The 18,562-nt window shown below is 45.5% G+C and carries 15 protein-coding genes and 3 pseudogenes; 1 reads left to right on the forward strand and 17 read right to left on the reverse strand.

Annotated elements, in window-relative coordinates; translation table 11 throughout:
- The 12 genes and pseudogenes from RIG27_RS06630 to RIG27_RS06685 form a co-directional block, all read right to left on the reverse strand.
- The coding region (locus RIG27_RS06630; RefSeq protein ID WP_446343564.1) for a filamentous hemagglutinin N-terminal domain-containing protein at window positions 1–1,637 on the reverse strand (1,637 nt) is incomplete at its 3' end.
- Window positions 1,638–1,791: 154 nt separating this feature from the next.
- Window positions 1,792–1,920, reverse strand: a pseudogene (locus tag RIG27_RS06635) (RNA-guided endonuclease IscB); the annotation flags it as partial.
- A pseudogene (locus RIG27_RS06640) lies at window positions 1,917–2,066 on the reverse strand (RRXRR domain-containing protein); the annotation flags it as partial. The pseudogenes RIG27_RS06635 and RIG27_RS06640, both read right to left, overlap by 4 nt.
- Before the next feature lie 465 nt (window positions 2,067–2,531).
- Entirely contained in the window at window positions 2,532–5,459 is a 2,928-nt protein-coding gene (locus tag RIG27_RS06645) for an NHLP bacteriocin export ABC transporter permease/ATPase subunit (protein ID WP_446343566.1), read from the reverse strand.
- 85 nt (window positions 5,460–5,544) lie between these two features.
- The gene (locus RIG27_RS06650; protein WP_446343568.1) at window positions 5,545–7,827 is read right to left on the reverse strand and encodes an NHLP family bacteriocin export ABC transporter peptidase/permease/ATPase subunit; all 2,283 of its coding nucleotides are present in this window, start codon (window positions 7,825–7,827) and stop codon (window positions 5,545–5,547) included.
- A gap of 82 nt (window positions 7,828–7,909) precedes the next feature.
- Window positions 7,910–9,607, reverse strand: a complete 1,698-nt coding sequence (locus RIG27_RS06655; RefSeq protein ID WP_446343570.1) for an NHLP bacteriocin system secretion protein — start codon at window positions 9,605–9,607, stop codon at window positions 7,910–7,912.
- An 84-nt stretch (window positions 9,608–9,691) separates the two neighbouring features.
- Entirely contained in the window at window positions 9,692–10,795 is a 1,104-nt protein-coding gene (locus tag RIG27_RS06660) for a cyclic nucleotide-binding domain-containing protein (protein WP_446343572.1), read from the reverse strand.
- 344 nt (window positions 10,796–11,139) lie between these two features.
- Window positions 11,140–12,267 carry a DUF7005 family protein gene (locus RIG27_RS06665; protein ID WP_446343653.1) on the reverse strand — a complete coding sequence of 376 codons (1,128 nt, stop codon included), beginning with the start codon at window positions 12,265–12,267 and terminating at the stop codon, window positions 11,140–11,142.
- 295 nt (window positions 12,268–12,562) lie between these two features.
- Window positions 12,563–12,784 carry an NHLP leader peptide family RiPP precursor gene (locus RIG27_RS06670; protein ID WP_446343574.1) on the reverse strand — a complete coding sequence of 74 codons (222 nt, stop codon included), beginning with the start codon at window positions 12,782–12,784 and terminating at the stop codon, window positions 12,563–12,565.
- A complete protein-coding gene (locus RIG27_RS06675) occupies window positions 12,781–13,152 on the reverse strand; it encodes an NHLP leader peptide family RiPP precursor (RefSeq protein WP_446343576.1) in 372 nt (123 codons plus the stop codon). Before RIG27_RS06675 ends, RIG27_RS06670 begins: the two co-directional genes overlap by 4 nt.
- Window positions 13,153–13,154: 2 nt before the next feature.
- Window positions 13,155–14,441 carry a PAS domain S-box protein gene (locus RIG27_RS06680; protein WP_446343578.1) on the reverse strand — a complete coding sequence of 429 codons (1,287 nt, stop codon included), beginning with the start codon at window positions 14,439–14,441 and terminating at the stop codon, window positions 13,155–13,157.
- A 207-nt stretch (window positions 14,442–14,648) separates the two neighbouring features.
- The gene (locus RIG27_RS06685) at window positions 14,649–14,774 is read right to left on the reverse strand and encodes a hypothetical protein (protein ID WP_446343579.1); all 126 of its coding nucleotides are present in this window, start codon (window positions 14,772–14,774) and stop codon (window positions 14,649–14,651) included.
- An 82-nt stretch (window positions 14,775–14,856) separates the two neighbouring features.
- On the opposite strand from RIG27_RS06685, the gene RIG27_RS06690 reads away from it, so the two are divergent.
- The gene (locus RIG27_RS06690) at window positions 14,857–15,153 is read left to right on the forward strand and encodes a hypothetical protein (RefSeq protein WP_446343581.1); all 297 of its coding nucleotides are present in this window, start codon (window positions 14,857–14,859) and stop codon (window positions 15,151–15,153) included.
- A 58-nt stretch (window positions 15,154–15,211) separates the two neighbouring features.
- Here the strand turns inward: RIG27_RS06690 and RIG27_RS06695 are convergent, their stop codons facing one another.
- From RIG27_RS06695 to RIG27_RS06715, 5 genes and pseudogenes are all read right to left on the reverse strand, one after another.
- Entirely contained in the window at window positions 15,212–15,409 is a 198-nt protein-coding gene (locus RIG27_RS06695; protein WP_446343583.1) for a DNA-binding protein, read from the reverse strand.
- 90 nt (window positions 15,410–15,499) lie between these two features.
- Window positions 15,500–15,763: pseudogene (locus RIG27_RS06700) on the reverse strand (REP-associated tyrosine transposase); the annotation flags it as partial.
- Between the two features lie 27 nt (window positions 15,764–15,790).
- Window positions 15,791–16,060: a DUF433 domain-containing protein gene (locus RIG27_RS06705; protein ID WP_446343585.1), complete on the reverse strand. Its 270-nt coding sequence runs from the start codon at window positions 16,058–16,060 to the stop codon at window positions 15,791–15,793.
- A 127-nt stretch (window positions 16,061–16,187) separates the two neighbouring features.
- Window positions 16,188–16,733: a 2OG-Fe(II) oxygenase gene (locus tag RIG27_RS06710; protein WP_446343587.1), complete on the reverse strand. Its 546-nt coding sequence runs from the start codon at window positions 16,731–16,733 to the stop codon at window positions 16,188–16,190.
- A 137-nt stretch (window positions 16,734–16,870) separates the two neighbouring features.
- A complete protein-coding gene (locus tag RIG27_RS06715) occupies window positions 16,871–18,535 on the reverse strand; it encodes a tryptophan halogenase family protein (RefSeq protein ID WP_446343588.1) in 1,665 nt (554 codons plus the stop codon).
- Window positions 18,536–18,562: the final 27 nt, after the last annotated feature.

The following is an 18,562-nucleotide window of genomic DNA, read 5'->3' on the forward strand; positions in this document are numbered from 1 at the left end:
GCGCCAATCAGGATGTCGCTGCCCACTGCCGCGACTGAGATGCCGAAGTTGCCATTTTGTACAGGTTGGGGATTGTCGAAGGTGTGCTGCAGGGTTCCGGTTGGGTTAAATAAAAAGGCTTGCCCGGCTTGAGAGACTCCCCCGGAGGTGTTCTGAGAAGCGCCAATCAGGATGTCGCTGCCCACTGCTGCTACTGAGTTGCCGAAATAGCCATCTTGTACAGGTTGGGGATTGAGAAAGGTGGCCAAGGGAGTATTCGGGTCTCTTATCGTAATGGTTTTCGGGTCGAGTAGCAATGTCCCCGCTTCCCCCAAAGATGCTCCCGCATCGACAAACCCCGTAAAAACTAGCAATTCTTTCCCCGACACTTCCACTAATCCCCCATTTCCCCCATTATTTCCCCCACGAGCGCTGATGGTACCGTAGAAGCGGGTGAGTTCATCGGACCAGAGTACCACTTCTCCCCCATCGGCTGTTATGCCTGACTCTGAGGAAACACCATCAGCCGTAAGGGTTGAATCAGCACTAACCAGGGTTTGTCTGGCACGGGGTAGGGTATTTTGTCCTTGATAGTCTCCACCAATATGAATGATGCCGCCACCTTTTCTACCGGAAGCGTTGATAGTGGCTGCAAAGAGTCCGACGTTATTACCCAATACATTCACAGTTCCCCCCATCACAGGTGAGGATGTATTGTCTGAATTTCCGACATCTGACACATCCAGACTGCCAGATATAATCGCTGTTCCGGCTTCCTGGGGTATGGTTATTTCAGATTCAGCTAACTGCACCTGTTGGGTTGGTGTTACAGTCAACCCAGTTTCCACTGTTTCGCTGTCGTCTCCTGTCAGCAAGGCGGCTAAATCTAAAGGGCTCACGGGTAAAATCTGCCCTGTACTATCCTGTCGCGTTTCTATCTCTAAACTTAACAGGTTTCCCGGTTGACTAATCCGGACTAAATTCTCCCCCGGTACAGCCGCAATGGTAATTGTTCCTCCCGGTGCAGTGATGGCTCCGGTATTCACCACGATTCCCCCAAGTAGGGTTAAATTCTGCCCCTCAGTTACGGCTAAATCCCCTGCATTAACTAGACTTCCCGGTTGTGAGGAGTCAAAGGCAAACTGATTGGGAGTTCCAATTAAGGTTTCGTAGTTATTTTCACCAAAGGCATTAAACCAAAGGTTCTCCCCAAAGCCAATTCCCGTAGCCGTCGTTGCCGTAAAATCCCCCATCACATTTAACTGGGCATTATTCCCAAACACAATCCCGGCAGGATTGATTAGGAATAAGTTGGCATTTCCCCCGGTGACTTGAATCAATCCATCAATTAAGGAAGCATTCCCACCTACTACTCGCCCTAAAATATTTTGAATTGCGGGTGTAGACAGAAAATTAGCCACATCTCCAGCATCCAAGCCAAACTCTTGGAAACTCTGAAATAAATTCGCCCCATCTGCGGATAGAGAACCGCCGTCAATATCCCATTGAGTTCCGGTTTGAGTTACCTGAGTTCCTGTACCATCATTGGCGGGTGTAATCTGGGCGTTGGCTGCCGATGTAGCGAAAGCGAAAGCTAAAGCCACCGTTAAGGAACTGAAACGGCAACAGATATAGCTCAACCCTTGATTAGACTTCATCAAAACACCTCCGTTGCGGGAAACCCTGTGTCCCTTCGCTTCGCTTATCGGGCAAGCTTCAGACCAGGGAGGAACGCACGGTAGCGGTTTTAACCGCCTCCAATATTCAAAAACCATAATTGTAACCATCCTTTTGACGAATTTGTTGACAGTATTTATTGAATAAAGCCCAACGGGTCGAATTAACAGCAGCAGCATCTTTTAAAGGTCTTTTAGCTTGAGCGATAACTCTTTTTAAAACATCAGGCTTTTTCCTTAAGAACAGCTCAATATCTTTTGTTCCTTATTCAAAATGATTGTAAATGGATACAACTTAAAGACTTTGGCTTTGCTAGCCATCAGTAACTTCCGTGCTACTGATGGTTTGCAAGGGGTCAAAGGCTTGCGGTTTGTATCAAGAACAAAAACGTAATTGGGTTGTTTAGACATTGTTGTGTCTATCCTTTTCAGTAACGTTAGCTTTGCCAATGTTATCGGTCGGTAACTATCCAAAAAGCACTGTTTCAGTGACCTTAAAACTGTTTAACTTTTCGGTTCTAGAGCAGTGGACTAGCAGGAGCATCCACTGGTAGGTTCTTGAACACTTGCCGATAACGTAGTCAGTTAAGACTTAGGCGGGTAAGCACGGCTTTGGCTAATTTCTTAGCTAAAGCCCCGTGTATGCGAGACCGGGGTTGCTTACGGTAGACCTCACGATTCCCGTATTAATGTCGAATAACACCTGGTTGATGGTTTGATTCATCTCTTAACGGCTTCTTCTTGAACAAAAGTTGAGCGCAGTCCCTAGATGGTATCTTGATTTAGGTAGGGTCTGTTCAATCAAACTCTCCCCCATCTGACACACCGAGCGAAGCCGAGGTGTCCCCTACCAATCGGCACGGGGGGAACTTCAGCTTAAACTTGCCGCGCAATTAATCGGGCAAACAGCCCCTCCTGATTAGCCAAGTCATCATAATTTCCCACCTGCACAACCTGCCCAGACTCAATCACATAAATTCGGTTAGCATTGCGAATTGTACTCAGTCGGTGAGCAATCACCACTCGTGTCACCTGCAACTTATCCAGACTTTCACTCACGATCGCCTGAGTGCGATTATCCAAAGCGCTAGTCGCCTCATCAAAGAGTAAAATTGAAGGCTTTAACACGAGCGATCGCGCAATCAAAAGCCGCTGTCGTTGTCCCCCGGAAATATTACTACCCCCCTCACTAATCACCGTGTGCATTCCCATCGGCATAGATTCAATATCCTCTGCTAACCCAGCCATCCGAGCGGCTTCCCAAGCCTCATCCATCGTAATCAAGGCACCTGCGGAGATATTCTCAAACATAGAGGCTGACATAATCCGACCATTTTGCATCACCACCCCAAGCTGGCGGCGCACGGCATAAATATCCAGCCCTGCCAAATCCTGACCATCATAAGAAACCGTTCCCGACACAGGAGTTTCAAACCCCAGCAGCATCCTCAACACCGTCGATTTGCCACTTCCAGAAGGTCCAACGAAGGCAATAAATTCTCCTGGGTTGGCATAGAGACTAACATCCTGCAAAATCAGGGGTCCATCATCTCGGTAGCGAAACGTAACCCGCTCTAGTGCCAGTTTGCCCGAAAGTCTGCCCGGATCGGCTGAATTGGGATTAAGTTCAGGCGTCGCTTTCAGAATTGGCTCCGCCCGCTTCCACAGCGTCACCACATCCAAAACATCAATCAGGGTATTACTCAAATCACCAGCCCCGTTAATAAAAGTGCCAAAGGCTAAATTGAATGCCAGGAAACTCCCGATCGATAGCACCGTTCCTCCAGAAGCCTGAGCTTTGCTATTCAAGGTGACAACCAGCCAGAACAATACAGCCGAACTGATAGTCGGCAGCAATGTATTGAACAGTTGCACAATATCTTCAAGTTGCTGGTTAATTAGCACCAGTTTTTGTTGTTTGCTGTACTGTTTACTCCAGTAAGCGAAAGCCCGTTCCTCGGCACCAGCGACTTTGAGTTTAGCCACCCCGCCAATCAGCTGCACCATGATGCCAAATATATCTGCTTTCAGTTCTTGCAAGGGACGTGATTGACGCAGAGTTAAAATACCGAAAATAGTCGTGAAGGCAATAGCAACAATAGCCACACCCAGAGCCAGCCAAGCCAATGTGGCACTATAGTAAAACAACAGCCCCAAGTTAAATAAAGAAAAGAAACTGGTAAAAATAGTTCGCAGGGTAGTGCCGCTAAGCTTGCTGCGAATTTCACCGATCGCAGAGACACGGGATTCTAGATCGCCGATGGAATATTGGCGAAAGAAAGGCACGCTGAGTTTGAGCAGACGATCCCATACAGCTGATTGAGTAGAAGCATCTGCGATCGTTTCCATTCTCATCATCGCAAAGCCTCTAGCCAACTCAAACGCGGCTGCACCAAAGGCAGCGGCTAAGGGTGCCAAACAGATTTGTCCCAATAAACCAATCTGAGCATTAGGGATAGCCTCTTCGATCATGATTCCAGTCGCCCAAGGCGTAATCATTCCCAGTAGGGTAGAGGCCATCCCCACCAACAAAATTATCAGTAAATCTTTAGTTATCCCTTTAAATCCGAATTTGGCAATGTCTAGACTTTTAAGCGGTTTGGCAGGGAGGGGGCGATAAAACATATAGGCAACGGGGTCTAGGGTTGCCGCCACCTCGGCATCAATGGCAGTCCGCACCCTGTCTTGGGGGTTAAACAATTCGTAGCCATTCTTGGCTCTGAGCAAGGCGACGGGGTGCTTATCTCCAAGGGTGTAGGCAAGCAGGGGACCACTATCGTCTGTCCACCAATGGTCTACGAGCAGCACCTGCCGCATCCGGATTTGGGACGCACGAGCGATGGCTTCTAGCTCGTTAACTCGTTGCAAATCTTCCGACGGACGCGGAGGATTAATCGTAACACCCAAGGCACGACCAACGGCACCGACTGCCACAAGCAACTCCGTTCCTCCCGCAATAGAACTTATCTCCTGGGGTTTGAGTACAGAGGCTAATTCCCGATTAGCATCCCGTAACATCTTTCGATTGAGGCGTTCCCTCATCCGAAACCGCTGTAATTCTTCCCGCATTTCCTGCTCAAGGACTAGTTGAATGTAGCGGAAAAAATAGTCATGAAGATGATTCAGACTTAAGAGCAGAGTATCTAAATCTCGGATATAGTCAAGGTTCACCGTGTCTAGTTCAGCTGTGTCTGTTGCCTCTAGCCATACGGTGTCACTCAACGGTAACCATAACGATTGAGAATGGCTAGACAGGTCGAGTTGTGGATTGCCGATCAAACTCACTTCTCCGGCGATCACTCGAACCCAAATAAAAGTATCCCGCTTTGGCTTGAGCTTTTGTCCCTTACTCAGGGTTAAGTGTTGAATTCCCTCCGTTTCCAAGGAAATCACTGGGGGGGAACCATGGGATAACCAGCGACCTAATCGATGAATCCACCCCTCTACCAGCCGTCCGATTTCAGACGGGCAATCAGCGAATTGTTGCTCAAGGTGAGCTGGAGAAACGTGGCGTAATACCGTCTCTTCCACAGCTACAGCGAGGAGGCAGCGTTGCTGATCTGAGGCTCCCCCTGTCCGATCCAAATCTACACGGACACCAAAAACCGCTTCTGTGGGTTTAGCCGTGAACAGATAGCGACGTGACGTGAGACTATGGTTCTGTTTAAGAGTAACGGCAAAAAGTGCGATCGCTCCCGATTCGATGATCCAAACTGTCTGTGGGTCATCCAATAGCAAGGTTTGGTTACGCTTCAATCGATGTAGCTGTTCCGGCGCACTCTTGGTATTTTCTGTCGCTTGCATGATAACTAATTATCCTTCCAATACTGTTCGCAGCCAGAAGCGAAAATTTAATTTCTGCTCTCCAGACGTTCCACGCCTTACGTCTCTACAACCCCAGCTCCCCCTGCTCCCCCCGCTCCCCCCGCTCCCCCTCGCTTTCTTGTAAGCGGGCGTACACCCCAGGTTGCTGGGACAGGGTTTCGTGAGTTCCCCGCTGCACCACCTTTCCCTGCTCGAAGACGACGATTTCATCACAATCTCGTATAGTGCTCAGTCGGTGGGCGACGATAATACAGCTACATCCCCGACGACGCAGGTTTTGATCGATAATTTCTTCGGACTCTGTATCTAGAGCACTGGTGGCTTCATCCATCACTAAGATTGAGGGGTTGTTCACTAATGCTCTAGCAATTTCCAGACGTTGTCGCTGCCCTCCACTTAAGTTCGTCGCGCCTTCTGCTAATTGTGCCTCTAAGCCTCCGGAGATGGAAAAAATAACATCGTCAATTGCCGCATCTTCGCAAGCTTGGATAATTTTGCTGGTCGGAATTGTACTATCCCATAAGGTTAAATTGTCCCGAATCTTTCCGGCAAACAGAAAGATATCCTGCTCAACCATGGCGACTGAATTAGTCAGGATATGGCGGGGAATTTGGGTTCTGGGTTGACCATCAAAGTAGATTTCACCCTGCCAAGGTTCGTAGAGTCCACAGACTAATTTGGCAAGGGTCGATTTACCAGAACCGCTGCCACCGACTAGGGCGACTCGCTGCCCCGGTTGCAGTGAGAGATTAAAGTTTTGAATTAAGGGTTCAGCTACACGACTGTATCCAAAGGTAATATCTTTTAACTCGACATATCCTTCCAAACGAGGCGAAGCAAGTAGAGGGGCTCTAGAGGCAGAGTCAGGGTGAGCATAACCATCGCTGTCTTGACCGACTTGTCCCTCGTCTCCCCATCTCCCCCTCTCTTCCGTCGGGTTTTGCAAGACATCATCCAAACGGTTCAAGTCACCTTCAAGTGCTTGGAGGGTACTGCCAAAGTTGACGAGATTGTTAACGGGATCTAAGAAACTTTGTAATAAGCTTTGGAAGGCGACTAAATCCCCGATGCTGAGATTTCCCTCGATAACTTGCAAACCGCCGACTAGCAAAATCATCACATCGGCGACAGCACTGAGAAATGACGGCAGTACTCCTAGGGTTTGGTTAGTAACACCCAAATCTTTTTGCACGTTAATCGCTTGGGCGTAATAACCCGCCCACTTGGAAAAGAAATCTGACTCTAAACCAGAGGCTTTGAGCGTTTCCATGCTCTGGAGTCCAGAAATAGAAACCCCGGCGACTTTGCCATGGGCTTGGGTGAGTTGCATATTGGCATCTTTGCGTTGGCGGGATACTAACTGCAATGTGAAGATATTGATCGCAGCAAACATCACCCCAATCAGGGTGAGTGGGATGTTATAGAAGAACATGACTAAGACATAAATGACCGCCATCACCAGATCAATGATTGTGGCAGTCAGCCGTCCAGAAATGACATCGGCAACTTCGTCATTGAGACTGACGCGATCGCTAATTTCCCCAGCAAATCGTTGAGCGTAAAAACTTACGGGTAAGTGGAGAATATGCCACAGGAATTTGCCGGACATTTCCACGCCCAGTTTGATTTTCATCCGTCGCAAAAATTGCAGCTGCAGCCACTCCAAGAGTCCTCGCAGTAAGGCGGTGAGTCCCATTCCCAGTAGTAGGGGTCGTAGCCAATCTGACATCCCTTGCACTAAGATTTGATCCACGAATATTTTGCTGAATATAGGAATGGCGAGCTGAGGCAGCACCAGTAGGAATCCAGCGATGACACAGTAGGTCAATACTGGAATAGAGCCAACTAAGCGATCGCGCAGGGCATTGACAATACTCGGTTTACGACCTCCTTTTTGAAAGCCCTCGTCTGGTTCCATCACCAGCACGACTCCGGTGTAGGCTTCGTCAAACTCCTGAAACGATACGCTCCTCGGTCCAGTTCCAGGGTCATTCAGGTAAACACGCCCCTTGACAAATCCCTCTACCACTAGAAAATGGTTGAAGTTCCAAAACACAATATAGGGGGGGGTTAGCTCCAGAAGGCTATCTAGCTGCTTTTTAAACCCTTTGGCTTTGAGTCCGTAATTTCTGGCAGCCTTCAACATATTGGATGCCTTACTACCATCGCGAGAGACGCCACATTCCCGTCGCAGTTCGGCTAAGGGGACAATCTTGCTATAGTAACCTAACATAATCCCTAAAGCCGCTGCCCCACACTCCACTGCCTCCATCTGCAGCAGGGTTGGGGTTTTGACTCGGCTAGATGCTTTACGTTTAAATAATGGTGGTAGCTTTAGTTTGATCATTGGTCATTGGTTACTGCTTGCGGTGCGTTACGCTGCGCTAACACACCCTACACATAGAGGCTTTGCGTAAGGACTAAATGGATTAGCTCAACCCAAAAAACGACCTCAAGAACGGCAAGACAAACGTGATCGGAGGGACTTCTTCCACGGTGGCTCTAACGGTGGTTGTGGTTCCAGATGTCATTTTCATTGGCGGACCTTTGGAAGAAGACCAGGTATAGCCGCTAAATGTTGAGGAATCCGGCTTAAGTTGGGCAACTACTTCTAGCTGTGGGACTTGGGTCACCAGACTCTCCACCACTTGTGCATTTCCCACACTCAGAGCTACACCCTCTTTGGTAATCGGGAACGCTGATACATCGGTTACAGTCCCCTTAATACCGCCAAAACGTTCTCGCTTGACTGTCGTCGGTGTAACTTGAACTTCAACCGCTTTACCCTTGGCTTTAAGATCTTTCATTCTCTGTTCGATTTTCTTACCATCCTGAACGGCAAAGAATGTGACAGCCACTAACTCTTTAGATTGCCTCTGTGCTTCTATAGATCCCAGACGAGAACCTGGACTGAGAACCTGTCCATTTGTAACCGTGAATTCTAAGACACGTCCAGTGTAGGGACTTCTAATCTCGCTGTTTTTTTGTAATTGCAGTTCTAGCTTAGCGATTTCCCGCTTCACTTCCTGAATTTGATTTTGCCTGGACGTTAAAGATTCCAGGTTCTGCTGTTTCAGGTTGGGTATTTTGCTGTCCAAATCTCTTAGCTGGGCTCTGAGTTCTGATAGGACATTCAGGTTGTCTCGGTAGTTCTTTTGTGCCTCAGCCTCCCGCCCGTCAAGTTCTTTTAGCTGGGCTTGAAGTTCAGAGATACTATTCAGGTTATCTCGAAAGTTCTTTTCCGCTTGAGTTTGTCTGGCTTCCAGTTCTCTCAATCGAGCTTTTAAGTTACCGATGTTGGCTTCGTTGTTCAGGTAATCTTGTTCCGCTTGCAGAACCACATCCTCTGTAATGATTGAACCCTTGATCGGATTTCCATCTTTATCTAAGATCGGATCTCCCTTGGTATCCGTGGCTAGTCTGTTAAATAAACCTTCACGAACCTCCCACCGTCTATTCAGCGCAATACGGGATTTTTCCGCATTTTCCAATTGACTTTCAATCGCTTCCCGTTCAGCTTTGAGTGCTTCTCGACCTTGATCCCGCAGGATAGGAGTCAGCGCTTCAGTGTTATTGATGCGTTCCAGGATACTCTGGCGTTGCTGCTGGATCGATGAGGTAATTCTCTGTTGGAGAATCGGAGTTAGCGCCTCAATGTTGCGAATGCGTTCTTGGATGCTTTGGCGCTGCTGCTCAATGGTTCTAAGTTCCAGTTGGGTTCGTTCACTTTGAAGCTGGTTAACTCCCCGATTCTGCTGTTGTAACTCTTTGAGTTTTTCTTTTTGTTGCTGCAACTGTTTTTGAATTTCAGGTAGCTCAACTGTGGCAATTACATCGTCGGCATTGACCCGATCTCCCACTTTCACTTTCAATTCTTTAATCTGTCCAGAGCTAGTGGACTGCACATCCACAACTTGGCGAGGATAGATGAGTACTCCCTGACCGCTAGCTGTGATCGGAATTCGTCCCACAATACTCCAAATGAAGGCTATACCGACCAAAGAACCCAGTGTTGCTAAAGGCAGCCAGTCTTTGGGACTGACAACTTTCATGAGTTGGTCTAGACGTTCTGGGGACGATAAACGTTCTAATGATTCTTGCCTAAATAAAGTTTTTTGGTCTACCATTGAATCAAGCCTATTTGTGTGTTCATTGAACTGGCATCAATCGTTCATTATTGGTAACAGAAAAGGGAAACTTTCCATGAGTATTTAACTCGTTCTAATGCGACTCAGCATCCATTTAAATCGGCTTCCCGCCAGTGACATCTGATCCATGACACTGATGTCTAATTCATCTTCATATTCAATATTTTCATCAAGCAATTGACCGGTGCTGTAGGTGCGTCTGCCATAACCGATGCGAGTAATCAGCGATCGCAATCTATCGGATAATAGGGCTGCGATCGCGCGATAAAATCGCGCCGCAAACCTGACATCCTGCTCGAGTTTGACCTTCAATTGCTGTCGGGGAATTGACAACACTAAGGAATTATCTAGGGCTTGGATCGTATTGGGAGCTGTTCCTGACCCGACAACGGCTGTTTCTCCGACAATTTCCCCCTTCGATACTCTGGCTACCTCTCTTTGCGTCGTTTCCCTTAACCCCAAAGTGGCAAAGGCAAGGGTGAGAGGATTACTGTCTCCTTCAGCCACCGAAACCTTCATTTTTCCGTTTAAGATAATATACAGCGCATCTACAGGTTTCCCTTCTTGGATGAGTGTCCTGCCAGCCGGAATTTCTTCAGTGCGACCCATGGCAATGATCCAATCTAGGTCGCTATCGCTAAATTCCCCAAACACAAATAAAACTTCCTTCAGTGACTGACTCTGACTAATCTTGCCATGACCTAACTGATTAGAGATGTCCTGGAGTCGGTCTGAAAGCATAATCGCCACAATGCGATAAAAATGGGCAGCAAACTCTATATCTTCTGTAAGTTTTGTCGATAGTTGCTGGTGAGAAATTGACAACAATAGAGATTTTTCAAACGCCCGAATTGTCGTAATGGGTGGGCGAGTTTCCAGTAAGAATTCCTCTCCAGCTATTTCGCCACTCGATAATTTGGCAACCTCTCGTCCTGAAACCTCGTTCCCTTCTAAGAGAGCAAAGGCGCCGGCAAGGAGGTTGCCTTCTCCTGGAGATTGGGAGACCGTCATTGTTAAACTGCCATCCAGTAGGATGTACAATTTATCAATTGTTTTACCGGGTTCAATAATTATACTACCGGGTGTAACTTCTTGTTGCTGACCTGTCGCAATCATCCAATCGATGTCGCTACTACTCAGTTCACTCAGTAATAATTGTGCCATCATCTAAATTTCCTGTATTTTGCTAAAGATGGACAGATAGCGCGTTATGGGGGAAGTTCCAGACGAACCGGCTACCTCTGGTACATTCTCTCGACAGAAGGGGATTGCCAAGTGCTGAGTGAACTGTGCCATCAAAAGAGTACATCAAAAGGATTCAGAAAACCAATGTTTTTGATTTTTGTTTCCCAAATTAAATTTGATAGGTGAGCATAATGTCTTAGAAGAATTTAAGTGCAATAAATCCAGCTACATAGGAATTAAGCCTTAAAGTGTCTTTAATCATAAAACAGGTTAGGCATTATATAATTGACGTATTTACCGATTGTAATTGACGTATCTTTCGTTTTTTATAAATTTAACCCCTCAGAAAGATAGGTATCTACGGCATCAGAAGCCAATTCTTCCAAGGTTAGGCAACACAGAGTAGTTAGCATCGCGGCGGGATTGATAGGTTTGAGAAGCTGACGCTCGAAAGCTTCCAGGTTTCTAGCGGCGGAAACGACTAAGGATTGCAAAATTTTGAAGCTTCCCGGTGAGAGGCTACCTCGATAGTTTTGCAGCCTACCTCCCTGTCGGTAGTTGGGAAATGACTCCAACCCCATAAAGCGCAAAAACCAATCAGCCCGATAGTAACCGATAGCGGCGACAATTCCTCTATAATCGGCAATTAATTCGTCGAGCGGGTTGTTTCGCATCGAGTTAAACAGACGGCGCGTGAAGTAGTGGGTGCATTCATGTTCCAGCCGAATGACGAGGGAGAGTCTTAGCCACTCAGCTACGTTTACTCCTATATCCTGAGCGGATACATCGCTGTATGGTCCTTGGCTTAAAATCATAAACCGATCCTGATACAATTCTTTTTGGGGAATCAGCCGTTTAAACTCAGCCATCCAACTGGCTTCGTCGGTGTTATCAGGATGGTTGGCTTCCCATTTTTGCCGATATTGGCGAATTCTGTCCCAGTTATTAAACCCAGCCACCATACAAGCTCCCATAGAAGCAGGAACGGGTTTCGGTTCATTTTTTGTTGTCAGTGCTTGCACCAAAAGCACGAAATCTTCCCGATTTCCGGCAATCAGAACGGGTATAGTTCCAGCTATACTTTGATGTATGATTAATTGTAATCGTTCCGGTTGGGTTAAGACTAAACCTGTCGCTTCAGCCATACTATCAACGGGAACACCTCGGCGAGTAGCCCCTCGATATGCCTCGGTTTGGCTAATTCCTGCTTGGATCGGAAACTGCAACTGTATCAGTCTTTTTTTTAGGGTTTCAAAGGTTCCCCTTTCTGTAGCTTCTGCTCGATAATTTTCCCAGGTAGCAACATGAGGTTCAGGTGCAATGGGAAAGCTTATAGATGGTTCTAAATTTGCTGTATTAAAAACATTTTCGTTATACGCAAGTAATTCTTCAGTGTCCGAGTCATTGGCACCATAAGCTTTGAGTATTCTCGTTCTCAATTCCTGTCTTTCCATCAAAACTACTTCCTTGCCTTTGAGAATTTAACGGGAGCCTGTTACCCTGGTAGGTTGGACCCTTGGAACGTAGGCGAAGCCTTCTCGTACTTCGCAGGAGAACCCGAAGGGTAGAGTAACCCAACGATTTAATGATGGTGTTGGGTAACGCTTACGCTCTACCCAACCTACAACTCTACTTCCTCCCCCCCTTTAAAACAGGACTTACGCAGCCACACCATATATATTAATTAAGGTGCGTTACGCTGCGCTAACACACCCTACATATAGATCCTTTGCGTAAGTCCTATAAAGATTAAGTATTATCAGGCTTCACTGGCAAAACGAGGTACAGGTTTTGGGGGGTTTCTTGCACTACTCTGATGTCTAAGTTTTCTGCTAGATTAATTCCTAGTAGTTTCGCGATCGCGTCTTTGGGGTGGCTGAGTAGCTCTTGCCGGAAAGACTCATTTTCCCAAGCTTTGGCAATGAGTTCGGCGGCTAAGTCTTGGCGAGTTTTGGGTGTTAGTTCTGTCATGTCGGTTTCTTGTCTCCAGGACAAATGATGCACAAACTCAAACGATTCGGTCCCATAACGGTGAACATACTGCCTCCAGCCACTAAGTCTAACTCCTCATCCGATAAATCTTGGTCGGTCAATTCATCGGGATTAGTGGGTAACACTATATAAATAAGATTAGGGGTTTCTTCAAGTACGGTAACTTGCAGGTCTTCAGGAAGTTTTTTTCCGAATTCTGCCTCAATAACTGCCTTGGGATTGGACAGCAGCGCTTGTCGAAACGCCTCATCCTGCCACGCTCTTTCAATTAATTGAGCTTCCAAGTCTTTGAAATTGTCAAAATCATTCTCTATCATGGTTAGACCATCGCTAATATCATTGTCCACGCCTACTTGATTTTATGCTCATTTCTCCAGGCTTTGGGGGTTGTTTTGTGAAGTTTTTTAAATTGACGGATGAAATGCTCTGTACTCTGATAACCCACTTCTATAGCAATCTGATTGACTGATTTTTGGGTTTTAAGTAGCAACAGGCGTGCCTCTGCCATTCGGTATTCTGTAATCCACTGGAGAACAGTTCGTCCGGTTTCTTGCTGTACTAAATTGGTCAAATAGGCACCGGAGTAACCAACCGCCTGAGCCACGTCTCGCAAACTAATCGGATTTCGATGGTTGGCTTCGATGAAACTGAAGACTTTAGTCAAAGAAGGTCGGGATTTAGTGGGTAAGTCTTCGTTATGTTCGTCCTCAGTCGTGAACTCCTGGGCTAAGTTTGACAGATTCAGCGCCTGATTGAGTTCTGCCTCTATCTGCTTACGCTTGGTGATGTCGAAGAAACAGGCAAGAAAAAGATTTTGGTCGTTATCTGACAGGGTTTGGATGGACAAGTCTATCCAAATGGATCTCCCGTCTCCTCGTTTGACTTGCAGTTCGTAGTGATGAATGTAGCCATTTTGGCGGAAAAGATTCTGTAAGACTTTTTGGTCAGCGGGATTGTCAAGGAAGTCGGTCGCGTTACGACCCATTAATTCCTCAGCAGACAACGCTAACAGGGAATTGGAGGGTGTTTTGGCATAGCTCTGGTTCACATAAAGGATCAGTCCCTGTGGCGCACTGGCAATGATGACGGGCAAGGGGAGAGCTTCGGCAACAGTGCGAAACTGTGCTTCACTGTCGTGTAAAGCGGCTATAGCTTCTTTGTAGGCGGTGATGTCAGTCTGGAATCCCACCATATGGTAGAGTTTGCCCTGAGAATCCCGAACCACACGCCCCTGAGAGCGAATCCAGCGATAGTTTCCATCTCTGTGCAACATCCGGTGTTCGTTCTTGAACTGGGGGGTACGTTCGGCTAAATGCGCTGTGAGTTCTGCCCTTACTTTTTCAACGTCATCAGGATGTATGCGGTGTAACCACTCGATAGGACTGTCGCCGATTTCAGATTGTTGGTAGCCCAGCATGGCTTTCCAAGCAGGGGAAAAGTAAATTGTGTTGGTTTGCAAATTCCAGTCCCACAATCCATCACCAATTTCAATTAGGGGGTGATTTTGTTGTTCTCTATTTTGACAAAATAACTGGGAATGAATGGTTTTTGATACAGGAACTGAAGGTGTTGACCGCTTCACGTCTAGGAGGTCAGGCTGACGGAGGAGTTCGGGGGGCAGAGACTTGTTTACCACTGCGCTTATGGCGAAACGTTAATCTTGAGCCTACTACGCTTATTCTATTCTGTAAATATCTTGATAAAATACATAAGTATCGGGGCTTAAACAAATTTTGATGGGTAATAAAAGCCGAAGAATTTAGATGGTAAATAACCCGATAAAATCATAGGTCATCAGAATTAATGTGATTCACAAAAAAATTGTTATAGTTCTTAACTAAATTTATGCGATCGCGGCTTTGGGGTTGCTCGTCAGTTCGCTGTTGAATGCTTGATCTGCCACCCTCCCAGCTAATTCAATGATAGCAATAACACCTTCAACTAATACTAATATGTAGAGACGTTGCATGCAACGTCTCTACATAAATGATGTGTCCTAACCGCTATGGCGGTTGCTATAACTTTTTCTTCGGGGGACAAAAGGAGGAATTATGACGATAACCTGGAACTATCGGGTTTTCCAAGAAGCGGATGGTGACTATATTATTCGCGAAGTATTCTACGCTGAAGATGGTTCTATTACAGCCTGTAGCGCCAAGGCAGTTGAACCTTCAGGACGCACTTTTGACGAGTTAGTAGAAGATATACAATCTTTTCAGGAAGCGTTAAAGTTACCAGCACTAACCCTGAAAGATATTCCTGATGGCAAATTAAAGCAAAAACGGAAAAGTCGCTCCAGTCAGAATATTTCTCACCAGCAACTTATGATTGAGCTTGGTTTGGATTAAGGGCAAGCTAATCTAGCAAAGGACATACCCTTGCTAAAGCGTTTAGGACGAAAACGCATTATGCTAAGTGCTGATACAATTCAGCATTTTTGGTCAGCACATAATTGGCTGCATCAACAAACTCGCTCCTTTGAGAATTGAGCCAATCCTCTAAGCTTGCCTTCAATAGAACTTCGAGCGCAATTCCATGCACTCTTGCCAAATCTCGTAACTTTTGCAATTGGCTATCTGAAAGATCAATGGTAATGGAAGCCACGCGATCGCTCTCCTAGTATTTCTGAGTCAAGTTTAACCTTCACAAATGATCTTGTAGGATGCGTTAGCGATCGCGTAACTGAGAAGTCCCATGCTTGGTGACATAGCTTTTAATCAACCGCCAACGAGTGGCATAGTTACTATCGTTGGCTGGTAAAGTCCAGATGCAATGAATATGCTCAGGTAACAAAACAATCGCATCAATCTGAAATGGGTATTTTTGACGCACCTTGAGGAATGCGGCTCGAAGTAAGAAACGGCTAATATCCTGACACAGCCAAGGTTGTCTGTGGTGCGTAACCTGAGTAAAAAAGTAGGTCCCGCCTTCAATCTTATTTCTCCGGTAGTTGGTCATGGAAAGATACCGATTGTATTCAGGCAATTATAATCGATTTTGTGCGTGGGCTGATTGAGAATAATGATGCGTTACGCTATCGCTAACGCATCCTACAAGCTGCTTTCCAGCCTCTTCAAGAAAGGAAATAACCTGTGCTTTTGTCACGGTTGGAAATCCATCCCAAAAATCGTTAATGGATTCGCCTGCCTTGAGATAGTCGAGAAATGTCTGCACAGGAACCCTGGTTCCGGCAAAAACTGGAGTCCCCCCCATAACTTCAGGAGATATGCTAATAATCTGGGAGTCCTTAAGCATAGAGTCTTGCCCTCTAAATGTCATTCTTATATAGTTTAACAATTATGGTGAGATAAAACTTCCTGAAGTAGTGCCAAGCTAGGTAGGTAGCACAAACCGTGATTATCCGACGTAGTATGGAAATATTTTAGTTGTAACGTTTATCAGCCTCAGACTGAATCTCAAACTCTGGAATCTGCTGGAGTCGAGTTTCACTCAAATTGTACTGTTCGCAAATTACACTGATTCGAGGCTGTGAACTTTTGACCTGATTAACTGAATGCTCTAAATTGCCGCGAAAGAAAAGCATGGTGTTGGTTTGCGGCTGAATTTGTACGACTTGGTCTTCGCCAGTTTCTAGCAGCAGTTCTCCCCCTTGTAGATCATGCGGTACTTGGACGTAGAGGACACTCACAAGATTTGGAATTGTTAACTTCCTGCTATATAAGGAAATGCTACAGTCAACGTGTGGCTCTACACAGGTTCCGCCCTCTAGTACCAATGGATTGAGATAAAAGGTATTACATTCTTGCATTAGGGCAGCCTTCAAATAGGGTTCAAAAAACGGTAAATTGCGTTCAACTTCACTGATGCCTGAGCGTTTAAAGATTACCGAGAATCCCTTTGTTCCTAAAAAGCTGTTGCTGAGTTGATTGGCTGCTAAATAAGGGGAAGAAATGATCTGCGAACGCAAGTCGTTCAGGTACTCAATTGGAAAGACGTTGCGCTTTCGTATATAACATTTAGTCAGAGTTGTTTCCATTTATGTCTCTGTGCGGAATTATGGCGAATGTATTAAGCTATCTTGGAGATCATAATGCACATTACTATCTACAGTGCTGGCGAAGATAGTCTCTGTTTCCATTGGAACTTAAAACTTTTTGAAGGAAGCTGTTTGATGTATTCATGATGAGCGGGAAGAGCATTTTTTAAAGCATCTGCGTAATTTTTTAACGCTAAAAAATTTTGCTCCACTTCATTGTCATCGTAATAGTCTAAAATTGGCAAACTATGTTTGGGGAAATGACCCATGCCAGCTAAAATACAAGTGTAGGAGTAGTCAGGAAATAATTTTGCAATTTTCTGTCTACAGATAATAGTCGGATTGTCTGGCCATGTAAGCTGCCATAGTTTTAATTTTTCCTTTAATGACTCTGGGATAGCCGGATGATACTTATTAGCTTGCCAAAAAGGGGTGTCTTCTCTCTTAGTTAAGCAATAGTGCATCACAATAAAATCGCGTATTTCCTCATATTGTTCTCTCATAATCCGATTATAATTTTCAATGCAGTTTGGTTGAAATAGCCGATCCGGAAAATTATGAAGTAAATTCTCTAATCCAGCTTCAATTAAATATATTCCTGTAGATTCCAAGGGTTCAATAAATCCACTGCTCAACCCGATACTAATACAATTCTTCACCCAAGCATTCCGGGTTCGTCCCACCCTCATTTTTATATGTTTGGCTTCTAGGTGAAGCGACTTTTCACCTAAGTGTTGCCTAAATTCTGCCTCGGCGTCTGCTTTCGAGATAAAGGCACTTGAGTACACATATCCATTGCCACTTCTTCCCACTAAAGGAGTATTCCATGCCCATCCTGAACTTAATGCAGTTGCGGTTGTGTAAGGGTTGATTCCCCCATTGCGAGTATCATATTCATCCTCAGCGTCGTATGCCATCGGTATAGCAATGGCGTTGTCACAAAATAGCGAGTCGGAATAAGAGATAAAAGGTTCCTGTAGTGCTTGATTAATTAGCAGTCCTTTAAATCCAGAACAATCTATAAATAAATCACCGTAAATATTACCATTATTTTCAGTTGTTAAGTGACTGATAAACCCTTTCTCATTTAAGGAAACATCTAACACATTATCGACAATGTGTTTAACGGATTCAGACTTGGCTTTTCGTTTTAAATAATTAGCTAATAGTCCGGCATCTAGATGATAGGCATATTCAATAGACCGTAACTTAGGATTGCCGTCAGTTTTAGGAGACTTTTTAGCCGCACACAAATGCACAGATTCAAAACAACTGTAGTCAAAAGGTTCAGGATTGCCCTGTAACTTCCTTTTGAGCCAATAATGAGATATGGGAATTCTTAATTCCTTAGTTAACGAGCCTTGACGCAAAGGATCCCAAAATATATCTTCACCACCAAAGGGATGCCAAAATACATTTTGATCTGGCTGACCAGACCAATTAACAAATTTTATCCCCAGCTTAAAAGTAGCGTTACACTCGATCATCCAATCAGGTTCGGGGATTCCCAAAAAATCTGATAATGTATAAATAAGGGTCGGCAGAGTAGCTTCTCCAACGCCAACTGTACAAATATCTGATGATTCTATCAAAGTAATGGTACAGGGATTACCCCCACTTTTATTTAAAGCCTTGCTGAGATAAGCAGCAGATAACCAGCCAGATGTGCCGCCGCCAACGATAACGATGTTTTGAATTCTGTTTGGATTTTGCCCTGCGATAGTTGATGTCATAGCTAATAGCAATTAACTAAATAATGA

Source organism: Coleofasciculus sp. F4-SAH-05, from assembly GCF_040222985.1.
Lineage (GTDB): Bacteria > Cyanobacteriota > Cyanobacteriia > Cyanobacteriales > Coleofasciculaceae > Coleofasciculus > Coleofasciculus chthonoplastes.